This is a genomic window from Sphingoaurantiacus capsulatus, assembly GCF_042648405.1.
Taxonomy (GTDB): domain Bacteria; phylum Pseudomonadota; class Alphaproteobacteria; order Sphingomonadales; family Sphingomonadaceae; genus Sphingoaurantiacus; species Sphingoaurantiacus capsulatus.
Window position 1 is genome coordinate 150099 of record NZ_JBHRXV010000001.1, and the last position, 12757, is coordinate 162855.

Annotated in this window: 19 protein-coding genes; 8 read left to right on the forward strand and 11 right to left on the reverse strand. The window is 67.3% G+C overall.

Annotated features, from left to right (window positions below; translation table 11 throughout):
• Positions 1-27: 27 nt before the first annotated feature.
• From ACFOMD_RS00740 to ACFOMD_RS00750, 3 genes are all read left to right on the forward strand, one after another.
• Positions 28-441, forward strand: coding sequence for a globin family protein (locus ACFOMD_RS00740; RefSeq protein ID WP_380855293.1), 414 nt, complete (start codon positions 28-30; stop codon positions 439-441).
• A 92-nt stretch (positions 442-533) separates the two neighbouring features.
• A complete protein-coding gene (locus ACFOMD_RS00745; RefSeq protein ID WP_380855296.1) occupies positions 534-749 on the forward strand; it encodes a hypothetical protein in 216 nt (71 codons plus the stop codon).
• A gap of 58 nt (positions 750-807) precedes the next feature.
• On the forward strand, positions 808-1911 hold the full coding sequence (locus tag ACFOMD_RS00750) for a calcium:proton antiporter (protein WP_380855299.1): 1104 nt from the start codon (positions 808-810) through the stop codon (positions 1909-1911).
• Here ACFOMD_RS00750 and ACFOMD_RS00755 read toward each other — a convergent pair.
• Together ACFOMD_RS00755 and ACFOMD_RS00760 are read right to left on the reverse strand one after the other, a co-directional pair.
• Entirely contained in the window at positions 1901-2638 is a 738-nt protein-coding gene (locus tag ACFOMD_RS00755; protein ID WP_380855302.1) for a hypothetical protein, read from the reverse strand. The genes ACFOMD_RS00750 and ACFOMD_RS00755 overlap by 11 nt on opposite strands.
• Positions 2635-3297, reverse strand: coding sequence for a dihydrofolate reductase family protein (locus tag ACFOMD_RS00760; protein ID WP_380855305.1), 663 nt, complete (start codon positions 3295-3297; stop codon positions 2635-2637). The genes ACFOMD_RS00755 and ACFOMD_RS00760 overlap by 4 nt, the downstream gene beginning before the upstream one ends.
• Before the next feature lie 149 nt (positions 3298-3446).
• On the opposite strand from ACFOMD_RS00760, the gene ACFOMD_RS00765 reads away from it, so the two are divergent.
• Complete coding sequence (locus tag ACFOMD_RS00765) at positions 3447-4169, forward strand: isocitrate lyase/PEP mutase family protein (RefSeq protein ID WP_380855308.1); 723 nt, start codon at positions 3447-3449, stop codon at positions 4167-4169.
• A gap of 9 nt (positions 4170-4178) precedes the next feature.
• Here the strand turns inward: ACFOMD_RS00765 and ACFOMD_RS00770 are convergent, their stop codons facing one another.
• From ACFOMD_RS00770 to ACFOMD_RS00800, 7 genes are all read right to left on the reverse strand, one after another.
• Positions 4179-4376 (reverse strand): hypothetical protein, encoded by a 198-nt coding sequence (locus tag ACFOMD_RS00770; RefSeq protein WP_380855311.1) that lies wholly within the window; start codon positions 4374-4376, stop codon positions 4179-4181.
• A gap of 48 nt (positions 4377-4424) precedes the next feature.
• A complete protein-coding gene (locus tag ACFOMD_RS00775; RefSeq protein WP_380855314.1) occupies positions 4425-4556 on the reverse strand; it encodes a DUF6481 family protein in 132 nt (43 codons plus the stop codon).
• Positions 4557-4665: 109 nt separating this feature from the next.
• Positions 4666-4872 carry a cold-shock protein gene (locus ACFOMD_RS00780; RefSeq protein ID WP_380855317.1) on the reverse strand — a complete coding sequence of 69 codons (207 nt, stop codon included), beginning with the start codon at positions 4870-4872 and terminating at the stop codon, positions 4666-4668.
• A gap of 196 nt (positions 4873-5068) precedes the next feature.
• Positions 5069-7267, reverse strand: a complete 2199-nt coding sequence (locus tag ACFOMD_RS00785; RefSeq protein ID WP_380855319.1) for a TonB-dependent receptor — start codon at positions 7265-7267, stop codon at positions 5069-5071.
• Between the two features lie 35 nt (positions 7268-7302).
• Positions 7303-7485: a hypothetical protein gene (locus ACFOMD_RS00790; RefSeq protein ID WP_380855322.1), complete on the reverse strand. Its 183-nt coding sequence runs from the start codon at positions 7483-7485 to the stop codon at positions 7303-7305.
• The gene (locus tag ACFOMD_RS00795) at positions 7482-8645 is read right to left on the reverse strand and encodes a PepSY-associated TM helix domain-containing protein (RefSeq protein ID WP_380855325.1); all 1164 of its coding nucleotides are present in this window, start codon (positions 8643-8645) and stop codon (positions 7482-7484) included. The genes ACFOMD_RS00790 and ACFOMD_RS00795 overlap by 4 nt, the downstream gene beginning before the upstream one ends.
• 164 nt (positions 8646-8809) lie before the next feature.
• Positions 8810-9016 carry a hypothetical protein gene (locus ACFOMD_RS00800; protein ID WP_380855328.1) on the reverse strand — a complete coding sequence of 69 codons (207 nt, stop codon included), beginning with the start codon at positions 9014-9016 and terminating at the stop codon, positions 8810-8812.
• Between the two features lie 255 nt (positions 9017-9271).
• Here ACFOMD_RS00800 and ACFOMD_RS00805 point away from each other — a divergent pair, with 255 nt between their 5' ends.
• Both ACFOMD_RS00805 and ACFOMD_RS00810 read left to right on the forward strand, forming a co-directional pair.
• A complete protein-coding gene (locus ACFOMD_RS00805) occupies positions 9272-9445 on the forward strand; it encodes a hypothetical protein (RefSeq protein ID WP_380855331.1) in 174 nt (57 codons plus the stop codon).
• Positions 9442-9591 (forward strand): hypothetical protein, encoded by a 150-nt coding sequence (locus ACFOMD_RS00810; protein ID WP_380855334.1) that lies wholly within the window; start codon positions 9442-9444, stop codon positions 9589-9591. The genes ACFOMD_RS00805 and ACFOMD_RS00810 overlap by 4 nt, the downstream gene beginning before the upstream one ends.
• Positions 9592-9979: 388 nt before the next feature.
• Here the strand turns inward: ACFOMD_RS00810 and ACFOMD_RS00815 are convergent, their stop codons facing one another.
• Positions 9980-10540, reverse strand: a complete 561-nt coding sequence (locus tag ACFOMD_RS00815; protein ID WP_380855336.1) for a peptidase S14 — start codon at positions 10538-10540, stop codon at positions 9980-9982.
• A 108-nt stretch (positions 10541-10648) separates the two neighbouring features.
• Here ACFOMD_RS00815 and ACFOMD_RS00820 point away from each other — a divergent pair, with 108 nt between their 5' ends.
• Together ACFOMD_RS00820 and ACFOMD_RS00825 are read left to right on the forward strand one after the other, a co-directional pair.
• The gene (locus tag ACFOMD_RS00820) at positions 10649-11302 is read left to right on the forward strand and encodes a glutathione S-transferase family protein (protein ID WP_380855338.1); all 654 of its coding nucleotides are present in this window, start codon (positions 10649-10651) and stop codon (positions 11300-11302) included.
• Between the two features lie 83 nt (positions 11303-11385).
• Complete coding sequence (locus ACFOMD_RS00825; RefSeq protein ID WP_380855340.1) at positions 11386-12063, forward strand: nitroreductase; 678 nt, start codon at positions 11386-11388, stop codon at positions 12061-12063.
• On the opposite strand, the gene ACFOMD_RS00830 is transcribed toward ACFOMD_RS00825, so the two are convergent.
• Positions 12060-12704, reverse strand: coding sequence for a TetR/AcrR family transcriptional regulator (locus tag ACFOMD_RS00830; RefSeq protein WP_380855342.1), 645 nt, complete (start codon positions 12702-12704; stop codon positions 12060-12062). The two genes, ACFOMD_RS00825 and ACFOMD_RS00830, sit on opposite strands and share 4 nt — an antisense overlap.
• Positions 12705-12757 lie beyond the last annotated feature (53 nt).

A 12757-nucleotide genomic window follows, 5' to 3' on the forward strand; every position in this document is an offset into this window, starting at 1 on the left:
CAAGCCATACTTCGCGGGGAGACGGGGATGACACCGCAGCAGATCGACCTCGTGAAGGCGAGCTTCGCCAAGGTGATGCCGATCGCCGAGCAGGCCTCGACCTTGTTCTACGGCCGGCTGTTCGAGCTGCGCCCCGACTATCGGCGGATGTTCGCCGATGACATCACCGAGCAGCGCCGCAAGCTGATGCTGACCCTCGCCACCATCGTCGCCGACCTCGACAAGCTGGAGATCATCGGGCCGATGGCTGCCGACCTCGGGGCGCGGCACGAGGAATATGGCGTCACCGCCGCCGACTATGCGCCGGTCGGCGAGGCGCTGATCTGGACCTTGCGGCAGGGTCTCGGCACCGGCTTCACGCCAGCGATCGAAGAGGCATGGACGGCCGCTTATGCGCTGCTGTCCGTCGCGATGCACCCCGGCTATCGCCGCGCCGCCTGATCCCCCTTGCGCGCCGCCCGCACGCGCGTATTTTTGCAGTCAAATGACAAGGCCGCCCTAGGAACGCGGTCGCTGAATGGGGGGGAATCCGCGTGGCGGGAAAGCGCATCTATCCATCGTTCCTGATCTTTCTCGACGAGAAAGGTTCTTTTCGCTGGAGCTACAGCGAGTCCGCCAGCCGGACGCTCTGCACCAGCCCCGAAGCCTTCGACCGCATGCAGGACGCAGAGGCCGCCATCGAACTGATGCGCCGCAGCCGCGCCGCGCAGATGTGGGCGACCGACGACGCCAAGGCAAAGCGGCGCTAGGGCATTCTTCGGCCGCTGACGGGTAGGCCTTGTCGGATTGGCCCGTTAAGAAAGGCGAATGACCGCACATCTTCGTCTCGTCGCTGCCTGGGCGACCGTCGCCGCCATGCAGTTCCTCATCGACCCGACCGACTACGTCGGCACCGGATCGCTGATGACCGTCTTCCTGTTCGTCTGGCTGCTCGGGGTGATCTTCTGGTCGGCGTTCGGGGTGGTGCATGAGGCGGAGGAAGTGGCGGAACGATTGGGCGAACCGCTCGGCACGCTCGTCCTCACCCTCTCCATCGTCATCATCGAGGTGGCGCTGATCTCGGCGGTGATGCTCTCCGCCAAGGACGTGCCCACATTGGGCCGCGACACGATGTTCGCGGTGCTGATGATCGTGCTCAACGGCGTCGTCGGCATCTGCCTGCTGGTCGGCGGCCTCCGCTTCCACCAGCAGACCTATAATCTGCAGGGGGCCAGCGCCTATCTCGCCGTGATCATCCCGCTGGCGGTGATCGCGCTGGTGCTGCCCAACTTCACCACCTCCACCTCGGTCGGCACGCTGTCCTTAATGCAGGCGGGGTTCTTCTCGCTGTTCACCATCGGGCTCTATGCGAGCTTCCTGTGGCTGCAGACCGGGCGGCACCAGGGCTTCTTCCTGCCCATCGCCGGCAAGAAGGACGAGGAAGCGGGCGTCGCCATCCCGCACCACGCGCCTGCGCCGGGGTCGACGGGTTTTCGCATCCTCATCCTGGTCGCCAACATCCTGCCGATCGTGCTGCTGGCCAAAAGCCTCGCGGTGCTGCTCGACTTCGGCATCGAGGCGCTGGGCGCGCCGGCGGCGCTCGGCGGTATCATCATCGCGATGATCGTGTTCACGCCGGAGGGCATCTCCGCATTGAAGGCGGTCGCCGCCAATCAGCTCACCCGCGCGATCAACCTCTGCCTCGGCGCGGCGGCCTCGACACTGGGGCTGACGGTGCCCGCCGTGCTGCTGATCGGCCTGCTCACCGATCAGCCGGTGGTGCTCGGCCTGTCGGGCGCCAACATGGTGCTGCTGGCGGTGACGCTGATCCTCAACACGCTGACCTTCTCCAGCGGCCGGACGACGATGCTCGAAGGCACCGTCCACCTGTCGCTGTTCTTCGTGTTCCTCGTGCTGGTGTTCAGCCCTTAAGCGGCACCGCGGCCAGCGCCTTCCGCCATTCCCGTTCGAGCTCGTCGAGCGAGGCGCCGAAACCTTCCCGCCAATCGCCACCCTTCCGGTAGAAGGCGAGGAAGCGCGGGAGCCCGAAGCGCTCGATCAGCCAGCCGGCGAACGCGCCCTGCTGCGCATAGGCGAGCCGTCGCTCGTCACCGAACGGCCGTTCCATCCGCGCGCGTTCGCTTTCGGCGAGCGGAATGCTGAGACCGAGCTCTGCCTCGAGCTGGCGGGTGGCCGCCGCCGGGGTCAGCTCGAAGTCAGGATAGTTGGCAATGCCGATACGGTCCTCGACCCATACGGCTAGTCCTTCAACGAGCAGCCGGTCCATTCCCGGTGCGCCCGGCGCAATGGCGTGGGTCAGCTCATGGTGAAGCGCCAGGCGTGATCCGGCGACGTTCGCCGGATCCAGCCGGGCGGCAGGCAGACGAATGGTAATGCTGCCGTCGGCGACGGGGTCTTCGGTGTAGGGGACACGCCGCGACGGATCGATCACCAGCCGCACCGTTTTCGTGGCACTGCCACCAACCAGCGCCGCGATTTCGGACGCGGCACGTTCAGCATGGGCGCGCAGCTCCTCGGCTGATGCACAATCGGTGACCGTGCGGCCATCTTCGGCCACGACGCGAACGGTAGGTGCCGGCGCCGCGGCGGCCAGCAACAGGCCGGCGAGCGGCAACAGCGGCAGCAGGTACCCGATCAACTGTCGATTCCGGCGCGCCGCTCCACCTCGGCGGGCGTGGGCTCATCGAGCGCAAAGCTACCGCTGGTGACCGCACCGGCGCGCAGGTAGCGGCTGATGACGACGCCGCTGTCCGACACCTTCGAGCTGTCGAGCGTGAAGGTGCGCGGGGCAGCACCATCGCCGAACAGTTTCTTGCCCTCGCCAAGAACCACCGGGAAGGTCAGTAGGAACATCTCGTCGACCAGATCGGCGGCGAACAGCGCGTGCAGCAATTCCGTCGATCCTTGCGTCAATAGATCGGGACCGTCGCCAGCCTTCAGCTTCTTCACCGCCGCGACGGCGTCGGGGGCGAGGCTTTCGCTGTTCCGCCAGTCGAGCGCGAAACCGGCATCCCGCGTCGCGACATATTTGGTGATGCGGTCGAACAGATCGCCGACCGGGTCGCCTTCGCCGACATGCGGCCAGTGCGCCGCGAAAATCTCGTAGGTCTTGCGCCCGAGCAGCAGGTCGAAGGCGCGATCGAACAGCCCGTCCATCGACCGGCCGACGCTCTCGTCGAAATGCGGCACCAGCCAGCCGCCGAGGTCGAAGCCCTTGCTGCGGTCCTCGTCCGGCCCGCCCGGCCCCTGCATCACGCCATCGAGGCTGACGAACGCACCGACCACGACTTTACGCATAGCGATCTCCCTGTTCTTCGGGCCGGTGGTAGCGGCGCCCTCCGACACGCGACAACTACCTCGGCGGTAAGTGATGACCTGGCCCGTTTTCCGCCAGAATGCCCATCGCTCGCACGATACAACGCCGCCAGCCAGATCAGGAGCCAGCCATGACCGCCGCCACCTTCCGCGCCCTCCACGTCCCGGGCACGCCGATCATTCTCTACAATGCGTGGGACGCCGGCTCCGCGCAGGCCATCGCCAAGGCGGGTGCCAAGGCGATCGCGACGGGAAGCTGGTCGGTGGCGGCGGCGCATGGCGAGGGCGACGGCGAGAGCCTGCCGCTGGAGCTTGCCATTGCCAACCTTCGCCGCATCGTCGCGGCGGTCGCGCTGCCGGTGACGATTGATCTGGAACGCGGCTATGACGATGTCGCCGGGACGGTGGCAGCGGCGGCTGAGGCCGGCGCGGTCGGCTGCAATCTCGAGGACAGCCTGGGCGACAAGACGCTGCGGAGCGTCGAAGCGCAGGTCGAGCGGCTGCGCGCGGCGCGGCAGGCGGCGGGCACCGACTTCTTCATCAACGCGCGCACCGATGTGTTTTTCGGCGACGCGCCGCATAATGCCGCGCTGGTCGAGACGGCGCTCGATCGCGCGCAGGCCTATGCGGCGGCGGGTGCCAATGGTCTGTTCGTCCCCGGCCTCGCCGACCCGGCGCTGATCGCCGACCTGACGGCGCGATCGCCGCTGCCGGTCAATCTGATGATGACCCCCGCCTCACCGGCCCCCGCGGACTTGGCGAAGCTCGGCGTGGCGCGGCTAAGCCACGGCCCCTTCCCCTATCTGAAGGCGATGCAGCAGTTGGAGGCCGACGCGCGGGCGGCGTTCGCCTGACGGGAGCGGCTATTCGGCGGCGACTTCGACCGGCTTGGCGCGCGCTTCGCGGAGCGCCGCGCTACGCTCGATCTGCTCGGCGCGCGCGGTCCAGGCGGCGGCGGAGCCGAGGAAGGACTGGCGCTGCTGCGGCAGGTTGGTCTCGGCAGCGCGGGTTTCCCAGATGCTGGCCTGCTCGCGGCAAACGGTGGAGCTCGGTTCGGCCATGGTGCTTCTCCTGGGATCATGTTCGGCAGCGCGGATGCGCGACCGGTCTTACTCGGCGGTCTTCGGGGCTTCCTTCGCGGCAGGCTGCGCCGGCTTCTTCACGAGCTTTTCCAGCAGCGCCTCGCGCGCCTTGGCGGCGCGGTCGCGGCGATCGCTGAAGCTGTTGCCGTAATTCTTCATGCTCGCCTCATCATCAGGCTGCGAAGGAAAGCGGCCGCCCTACAGCATAAGCGCAGGACGGCCGCTTCGGTTCAACGCCAGCCCGAAAAGGCCGGCGCCGACAGGTCGATTACTCGGCCTGCAGGTTCACCGCCGACTGGCGGCCCTGGCGATCGTTCTCGAGCTCGAAGCTGACCTTCTGGCCATCGTTGAGCGTGGCGAGACCCGCGCGCTCGACGGCCGAGATGTGAACGAACACATCCTTGTTGCCGCCGTCCGGGGTGATGAAGCCATAGCCCTTCTGGGCGTTGAAGAATTTCACGGTACCGGTGGTCATATCTATTCCCCTTCGGAAATGAGCGTTCCCGATGTCGAACGCCGACACCGGGGGCCTAGAAGCAGGGAAGAGAATGTGGTGCGAAGCGCGCCGCAATCCGTCGCAGGCAACGTCAGCGCGGCCAATATGGGCGCTTTGGCCCGATTATACAAGGAAAGGCGGCGGACGCGCGGGCGTCCGCCGCCTTTTCAACGGCTTAGAAGTCGACCGATGCCGACAGCTTGAAGGTGCGCGGGGCGCCCTGCTGCAGGTCGGGGCGGAACGTATCGAACGCGGAGGCCCAGTATCGCTTGTTCGCCACATTATCGATGTTGAAGCGCAACGTGACGGGCTTGTCGCCCGCCGCCAGGACGTAGCGCGCGCCGACGTCGAAGCGGGTCCAGGACGGCAGCCGCAGCGTGTTGGTCAGGTTCGCCGCCTGCTGCCCGGTATTGACGACCCGACCGGTCAGCGTGAGCGCGGGCGCGAACGGCAGGTCCCATTCGACGTTCGCGTTGATCAGATATTCGGGAACGCCGATCGCATCATTGCCCTGGTTCACGCCATTCTGCGTCTTGCGCAGCTTGGCATCGATGATCGACGCGCCGCCGATCAGGCGCAGCCCTTCCACCGGCTCCGCCTCGAGACTGAACTCAAGGCCGCTGTTCCGCTGCGTGCCGAACGGCCCGAAGCGCAGGCGGCCGGCGGCATCGGGGTCAAGTTCGAGGATCGCGAGATCGCGATCGATCTGGAACCAGGCGAGGCTGGCGGTGACGCCGCCGAGGTTGAGCTTGCCGCCCAGCTCATACTGCGTCGATTCATAGGGCGGCAGCACTTCGCCGGCGTTGCTCACGGGCAGCGCCGCGCCGCCCGACGGATTGGCGCCGGTCGCCGGCGCGGTGCCGCCCGCCACCAGACCCTCGATACGGTTGGCGTAAAGCGAGACGCCCTCGCTCGGCTTGACGACGAGGCCGAAGACCGGCGTCACCGCGTTTTCGCTGTAGCCGCCGGTGCGCAGACCCGTGGCGTTGGAGTAGGCGATCGTCTTGATTTCCTGGTGCCGCAACCCGAGCGTGGCCAGCACCCGATCGTCCCACAGCCCGATCGTGTCCGACAGGAACGCGCTCATCAGGCGGGTGCGACCGATCGGGAACGGATCGTTCAGATCGCCGCCGATGAACGTCACCGTCGACGGCCGGGGCACATCGATCGGCGCGTAGATGTTCGTCAAGGTCGGCGACGCGGCATAGAATTCGAACGCGTTGCGATTGACGAACCAGTTGGCGTTGCCGCCGACATTGATCTCGTGCGTCATCCAGCCGCTGCCCAGCTTGGCGCGCAGGCCGGCGGTCGCCGCCTCGTTGTTATCGGTGCGCGGGATGAACGAGCCACTCGCCGTGGCGGCGCCGGTGGCGAGGTTGGTCAGGGTGATGGTCTGGTAGAAGCCCCGCTCCGACCCGTCGCGCGCGCCAAACGCGGCATAGGCCATCACATCGTCGGCGAGATCATATTCGATCCGCGCCTGCCCGAACACGTCGCGAAGCGTCGTATACTGCCAGGGCTGGCCATAGTTGACCTCGGTGTCGGGAACCTCGGGGATCGCGGTCACGGCGGCACCAAGGACCAGTTTCGGGCGCATGTGGCGCACCTTCACCCGCTGATAGGCGAGGTCGAGCGACATCCGCAGCGGGCCGCTGTTATAGTCGAGCGCGCCGCCGAGCACGTAGGAGCTGCGGAATTCATCGTCGATCGAGACGTCGCCGCCCCGCGCCGCGCCGTTGACGCGGAAGCCCCAGCGATCGTCGTCGCCGAAGCGCCGGCCAAGGTCGAAGCTGCCGCCGACATGCCCGTCCGCCGTGTAGCCGACCGTGGCGCGACCGACCGGCTGCGCGCCGGCGCGCTTGGGCAGGATGTTGACGCTGCCGCCGATGCCGCTGCCGCCAGGCGCGGCACCGTTCAGGAACGCGCTGGCGCCGTTCAGCACTTGCACTGAATCGAGGAGCTCCGGCGCCACCAGCTGGCGGGGCGCGATCCCGTAGAGCCCGCCGAACCCGACGTCGTCGCCGGCCAGCGCGAAGCCGCGGATGACGAACAGCTCACCCGCAATGCCGAAGCCGACCGTCGTGCGGATGCCCGGGTCGTTCTCCAGCACCTGACCCAGCGTCTGCGGCTGCTGATTGAGGATCAGCGCTTCGTTATAGCTCTTGATCGAGAAGGGGACGTCCTCCGCCCGCTTGTCGCCGAGCGCGCCGACGCTGCCGGCACGTGCCAGCCCGGTCTGGTTGCGGCGCTGCGCGCTGACGATGATCTCTTCGTCATCCGAAGGAGCCGCTTCCTGCGCGAACGAAGGCGCCGCGAGCGCCAGCACGGTGGCGGCGGCGGTCAGGCGGAGCGCGGTACGAAAACGGTCGGTCACGTCGGGTATTTCCTTCTCGGTACGAACTTGATTTGTCAGGAGCGGCGGGCGCGCATCGCCCAGAAGACGGCGGCCACCGGCACCCCGAGCGTCACCCACGACAAAGCGTTGCGCAGCCCGTCGCCGGTGAGCGCGGCGACGAGGCCGACGAGGCTCAGCAGGCCGACAAGGAGCGGCACGGCGAAGATCGCGCCGGCTGATTGGGAGGGGCGCTTCATTCGGCCGGGACCATTTGCCCGCCGGTCTCGACCTCGCGGACGCGGGCGTCGAGCGGCGACTTGCGCTTGCCGAGCCACAGGTGGATCCCGCTGCCGAGCACGATGATCGTGAAGATGGTGAGCAGCGCCCACAGGATCTTGAGCGGCAGCCCGCCATAGTCGCCGAAGTGCAGCGGCTGCGACAGCGACAGCGCCTGATTGTACCAGGGCATCGGCCGCGCATCGGTGAAGGCGCCCGTCTCGGCGTCGATCAGCGCCGGGGTGAGCAGCCGCTCGGTCAGCGGCGTGTCGCCCTGAAAGAACACGGCATAATGATGCTTGCTGCTGTAGGTGCCGCCGGGAAAGGCGATGAACTGCGGGTTATTGCCCGGCAGCTTCTGCCGCGCCTCGGCCATCGCCTTGTCGATCGAGCCGTACTTCGCGGGGTCGAGCGCCCCCTGCCCGTCATAGGCGCGCGTCATCTCGGCGAGCTCGGTCTGCTGCCACAGCTGCATGATCGGCGTCGCCAGCGCGTTGATCACGCCGGTCAGGCCGACCACCGCCATCCATGCCACCGCCACGATGCCGAGGAGGTTGTGATAGTCGAGCCACTTCAGCCGCGTGCTGCGCGAAACGCGCAACGTGCCGAAGGCAAGCTTGCGCATGAACGGCGCGTAGAGAACCACGCCCGAGACGATCGCGATGACGAACAGAAAGCCCATCGCCCCGAGGAACAGCATCCCCGGCAGCCCGAGGAACATGTCGATGTGCATTTCGAGGATGAAATGCATCACCCCGCTCTCGTCGACCTGCCCGGTCGGCTCGCCGGTCAGCCGGTCCCACAGCTGAATGGTCATCAAATTGCCGGGCGAGTCCGGCGCCGGCGCGGTCGTGACCGTCATCTGCGAGCGATCATTGTCGAACGCCATGAACACCGGCACCTCGCCCGGCCGCGCGGCGAGCGCCTTGCCGAGAATGGTATCGAGCGGCAGCAGCCGCGGATCGGTCCCCGACGAGGCAATCCCGTTCGGCGCCTGTCCCGCGTCGCCGGTCAGCTGGTCGATCTCGTCATGGAAGATCAGCGGCAGCCCGGTGAGGCACAGCATCAGCAGGAACGCTGTGCAGATGAGGCTCGTCCATTTGTGGACGAGATACCAGGCACGGACGGAAGGCTGGGTCATGACGCGGGCGGGACTCTAGCTGCGACTGATTATCAGAAGCGGATAGAGCCGGGCCGGTCGTTACGCAAGTGCGGCTGGGTGTCCAGTTTGCGGAGTGGGCGGGGCCAGCAGGGCTGCGCCCTCTTGCGTTTAGCAAGCAAGAGCAACCTGTGAAGAGCCGCGCCCTACCCCTTCGCCCGCTCCCCCTCCGGATAATCCCCGGGCCTAACGCTCCCCACAAACGGCCGCTCCTCCACATCGCGTGGCTTCTCCACCCCCTCCGCCCGCGGGTCCGGGCCGTCGAAGTTGGGGCGGGCGCGGCCGGCGGGGTCGCGGTGCGGAGTTTCGTTCTTGTCGGCCGAGGTCGGCTTTTCGCGGGTCTGGTCGCGCATGATCGGCTCCCATTCTGCGGGGACTTGGCCAACGAGCGGGGGTGGGAGCGGTTCCTCTGGCGGCGTGCCCGGCGCAGCGGTGGCTTAGTCCGAAAGCCTTGCGACTAAAGTAGGTTAGTTGCGCCGAACCGAGTGGGCGGCCCGGAACTCCGCCTTTCATGAACGGTTGTTCAGGCAAGGCGCCAACCGGGCGCGTTGCATGCTCTCGCAACGCCTCGGACGTGAGCGCCGGGCTAGCCTTGGTGGAGCGTTCACATGCGAGACGAAACCGTCCGGCCATCGGCCGCAACCTCCTTCGGCAGCTTTGACGAGCGGCAGACGGAGCGGAGCGCGGCGGTAACGCGTGACCGGATGGCGAAGGCACTGCTTGCCGCCGGCTACAGCCGCGAGCGGGTCGAGCAGTATCTGGATCAGGGGTACGGGCGGTGACCGGCAAGGGCACCGGGCCGAGCGAGAACGATCGGCTGAAGCCGGGGTCGACCGAGACCGATCCGGCGGCAAGCAAAGTGAAGTCCGACACGCCGGGCGGATCGAAAGACGCTGCCGGCGACCGCGAGCAAGATACGCACAGCTAGGAGGCCGCCATGCTGGCGTCCACCGGGCTCTCGAGCGACCATTGCGCGCATCGGGGCAGGAAGAGCTGCGCAAGGCATTCGATGCGCCGAGCGACGGGCTGCGGGCCGATCATCTGGAGACGGCGATCGGGTGGTTCGCGCGTGGGTGGGCGATCGGTGGTGACGTGCTGTGGGATCGGGTAGCGGCGGCCGGGGACGCGGCGCCGGATGAACCCGTGGTGCCTAAGGCGCCCTCCCCCTCGCTTCCTCACCATCGTCATACCGGCTTTCGCCGGTATGACGGGTATTGAAGGTTACGCGCCGGCATCCGGGACCGGAGGTGACGCGACGATATGGCGGAGACGATATGGCGGGACTGGAGGTGGCGCAGTCCGATCGCCGCCCCGCTTCAGATAATCCCCTCGATCAGCCCCCTTGCCCGCGCCTCGCTCGCCTCGAGATACCAGTTGGTCGGGGCGCGCATCAGCACCTCGTCCATCGTCACGCGCGAACCGGCGATAAGATTGGCGAAGCCCTCGTTCTGGATCGCGATCGAGCTTTCGATCTCGTTGATCGTCGCCTGCAGCCCGGCGGTGCAGCTGGTAAGCGGGCCGTCGATGTGGACGGTCCTGGTCAGCCGCCGCTCGTGGATCATCAGGCGGGTGCCACGCGTCAAGTAGCGGTTCTCCTTCGCGAAGAACGACATGAAGGTGGTACCCGCCGAATAGATCGCTGCCTTGCCGAGGAAGACGAAGCGGCGCTCGGGCGAATGCTCGCTGTGGAAGCGGATGTCCTCGCCCATCATCCGCGCAACTTCCGGATCGCCGCCGAGGGTCGACAATTCTACGACGACAAGTCCCTCCTTCGGCGCGTTGATCAACTGGCCGCGGAAATTCACATACATGGCATAGTCGACCGCGCCGGCGAGCAGGATCGGCGGGAAGCGGAAGGCGCTGGCGGGCAGGGTCATGGCTCACAGGACGCCGAAGGCCCCCGATGGTTCCTACCTTCGGCGTAGTTGTGCGGCGTTTTGCATTCGGCGAAACAGGGCACTTACATGGATTTAGGAAAGCCCCCGATGAAGCCCACCATCACTGCCTTCAAGGCGTCCCCCGATCAGGGCCAGGGCCTTGCCCGCGACATGCGGGTGCGCTGGGCGCTGGAGGAGGCGGGGCAGGCCTATGACGTGCGGCTCGTTACCTTCGCCGAGATGAAGGAGCCGGCGCATCTGGTGCTTCATCCGTTCGGGCAGATCCCCACCTATGAGGAGGGCGACCTGACGCTGTTCGAATCCGGCGCGATTATCCTGCACATCGCCGAAACGCGGGACGGACTGTTGCCGGCGGAGCCCAATGCCCGCGCGCGGGCGATCATGTGGATGTTCGCGGCGGTGAACACGGTCGAACCGCCGATCGTCGAGTATGAGCAGGCGCAGTTCACCGATCAGGGCAAGCCGTGGGCGGCGGAGCGGCGGGCGTCGTTGGTGCCGCCGATCCGCAAGCGGCTGGGCGAGCTGTCGCGGCGGCTCGGCGACGCCGACTGGATCGACGGCGACTTCAGCGCCGGCGACATCATGCTGGTGATGGTGCTCCGGCGATTGGACGGCGACAATCTCGTCGAGGAATTCCCCAACCTCGCGGCCTATGTGGCGCGCGCCGAGGCGCGGCCGGCGTACCGGCGGGCGTTCGCCGCGCAATATGCGGTGTTCGAGGCGGCGCAGGCGGAGGCCTGACCACCCGACCCTCCCGAATTTCGCTGTTGGCCGCGGGGCGCGCAGCCTGTCCAGTCCTCCTCGACAATCGAGAGGGGTTCCGGATGGACTATGACGACGTGGTGCTCGGGCGGCGCAGCATCCGGGGCTATCAGCAAAAGCCCGTGCCGCGCGCGCTGATCGAGGAAATCCTGGCGCTGGCGACGCGCGCGCCCTCCTCGATGAACACGCAGCCGTGGAATTTCACCGTGGTCACCGGCGAGGTGCTCGACCGCATCCGCGCGGGCAACACCGAGCGCAACCTCGCCGGCGTGCCGCACTCGCGCGAGTTCCGCACCGGCACCGCCTTTGCCGGCACGCACCGCGAGCGGCAGATCGGCGTCGCCAAGCAATTGTTCGCCGCGATGGGCATCGCCCGCGACGATGCCGAGCGGCGGCACGACTGGGTGATGCGCGGCTTTCGCCAGTTCGACGCGCCGGTTTGCGTGATCATCACCTACGACCGCGTGCTGTCGGAAAGCGACGACACCCCGTTCGATTGCGGCGCCGTCACCAACGCGCTGGTCAACGCCGCCTGGTCGCGGGGCCTGGGCGCCGTCATCAACAGTCAGGGCATCATGCAGTCGCCGGTGGTGCGTGAGCATGCCGGCATCGCCGACGACCAGGTGATCATGAAAGCGATCGCGCTCGGCTGGCCCGACGATGATTTCCCGGCGAACGCCGTGGTGTCGGAGCGCAAGCCGGTGGCCGAGGCGGCGCGGTTCGTGGGCTTCCCGGACTAGGCTTTTACCCGCGCGTCCCAGCCGAGCATCGCCACCGCCGCCACGCCTTCCAGCTCGGCGCGGCCGGCACCATCGCGGGCGAGCAGCGACATGCCGTACTGCACCGTCTGGATGAAGCGGGCGAGCGCGCGCGTATCCACCGTCGCTGGGATTTCGCCGTCGGCGATGCCCTGCTCGATGCGCTCGCTCAGCCGCTGAAGACTGACCGCCCGCGCGGCGCGGAGCTGGCCGCAGAGGCCGGGATGCACGGCGGCATCGACCGCCGACAGGGTCACCATGCAGCCCGGCGGATCGTCGGGGCGCGTACCGTCGAGCGCGACGGCGGAATCGTAGAGAAAGGCATGGATCGCGGCGCGCGCGGTCGGCGCGGCGGCGAAGCGGCCCCAGACCAGCGTGTCGTAATTGCCGCCATAATGCTGAAGCGCCTCAGTGTAGAGCCCCTCCTTCGATCCGAAGGCGGCGTAGAGGCTCGGCGCGCCGATGCCCATCGCCGCGGTCAGGTCGGCGACCGAGGTGGCGTCATAGCCCTTCGCCCAGAACAGCCGCATCGCGCGGGTCAGCGCCGCGTCGCGATCGAACGCGCGCGGCCGGCCGCGGCCGCGGGCGGCGACGGTTTCCGAGGGCTGATCCGAATTCTGCATCGATCGATATATAATTCGATTGACACGGCGCACAACCATCCCAAATATTCTGT

Coding starts and splice junctions, on each gene's coding strand:
- ACFOMD_RS00820 (WP_380855338.1), top strand. CDS start 10,649: ATGAAGCCCACCATCACTGCCTTCAAGGCGTCCCCCGATCAGGGCCAG.
- ACFOMD_RS00760 (WP_380855305.1), bottom strand. CDS start 3,297: ATGCGTAAAGTCGTGGTCGGTGCGTTCGTCAGCCTCGATGGCGTGATG.
- ACFOMD_RS00775 (WP_380855314.1), bottom strand. CDS start 4,556: ATGAAGAATTACGGCAACAGCTTCAGCGATCGCCGCGACCGCGCCGCC.
- ACFOMD_RS00825 (WP_380855340.1), top strand. CDS start 11,386: ATGGACTATGACGACGTGGTGCTCGGGCGGCGCAGCATCCGGGGCTAT.
- ACFOMD_RS00795 (WP_380855325.1), bottom strand. CDS start 8,645: ATGACCCAGCCTTCCGTCCGTGCCTGGTATCTCGTCCACAAATGGACG.
- ACFOMD_RS00765 (WP_380855308.1), top strand. CDS start 3,447: ATGACCGCCGCCACCTTCCGCGCCCTCCACGTCCCGGGCACGCCGATC.
- ACFOMD_RS00815 (WP_380855336.1), bottom strand. CDS start 10,540: ATGACCCTGCCCGCCAGCGCCTTCCGCTTCCCGCCGATCCTGCTCGCC.
- ACFOMD_RS00780 (WP_380855317.1), bottom strand. CDS start 4,872: ATGACCACCGGTACCGTGAAATTCTTCAACGCCCAGAAGGGCTATGGC.
- ACFOMD_RS00805 (WP_380855331.1), top strand. CDS start 9,272: ATGCGAGACGAAACCGTCCGGCCATCGGCCGCAACCTCCTTCGGCAGC.
- ACFOMD_RS00830 (WP_380855342.1), bottom strand. CDS start 12,704: ATGCAGAATTCGGATCAGCCCTCGGAAACCGTCGCCGCCCGCGGCCGC.
- ACFOMD_RS00740 (WP_380855293.1), top strand. CDS start 28: ATGACACCGCAGCAGATCGACCTCGTGAAGGCGAGCTTCGCCAAGGTG.
- ACFOMD_RS00770 (WP_380855311.1), bottom strand. CDS start 4,376: ATGGCCGAACCGAGCTCCACCGTTTGCCGCGAGCAGGCCAGCATCTGG.
- ACFOMD_RS00800 (WP_380855328.1), bottom strand. CDS start 9,016: ATGCGCGACCAGACCCGCGAAAAGCCGACCTCGGCCGACAAGAACGAA.
- ACFOMD_RS00750 (WP_380855299.1), top strand. CDS start 808: ATGACCGCACATCTTCGTCTCGTCGCTGCCTGGGCGACCGTCGCCGCC.
- ACFOMD_RS00790 (WP_380855322.1), bottom strand. CDS start 7,485: ATGAAGCGCCCCTCCCAATCAGCCGGCGCGATCTTCGCCGTGCCGCTC.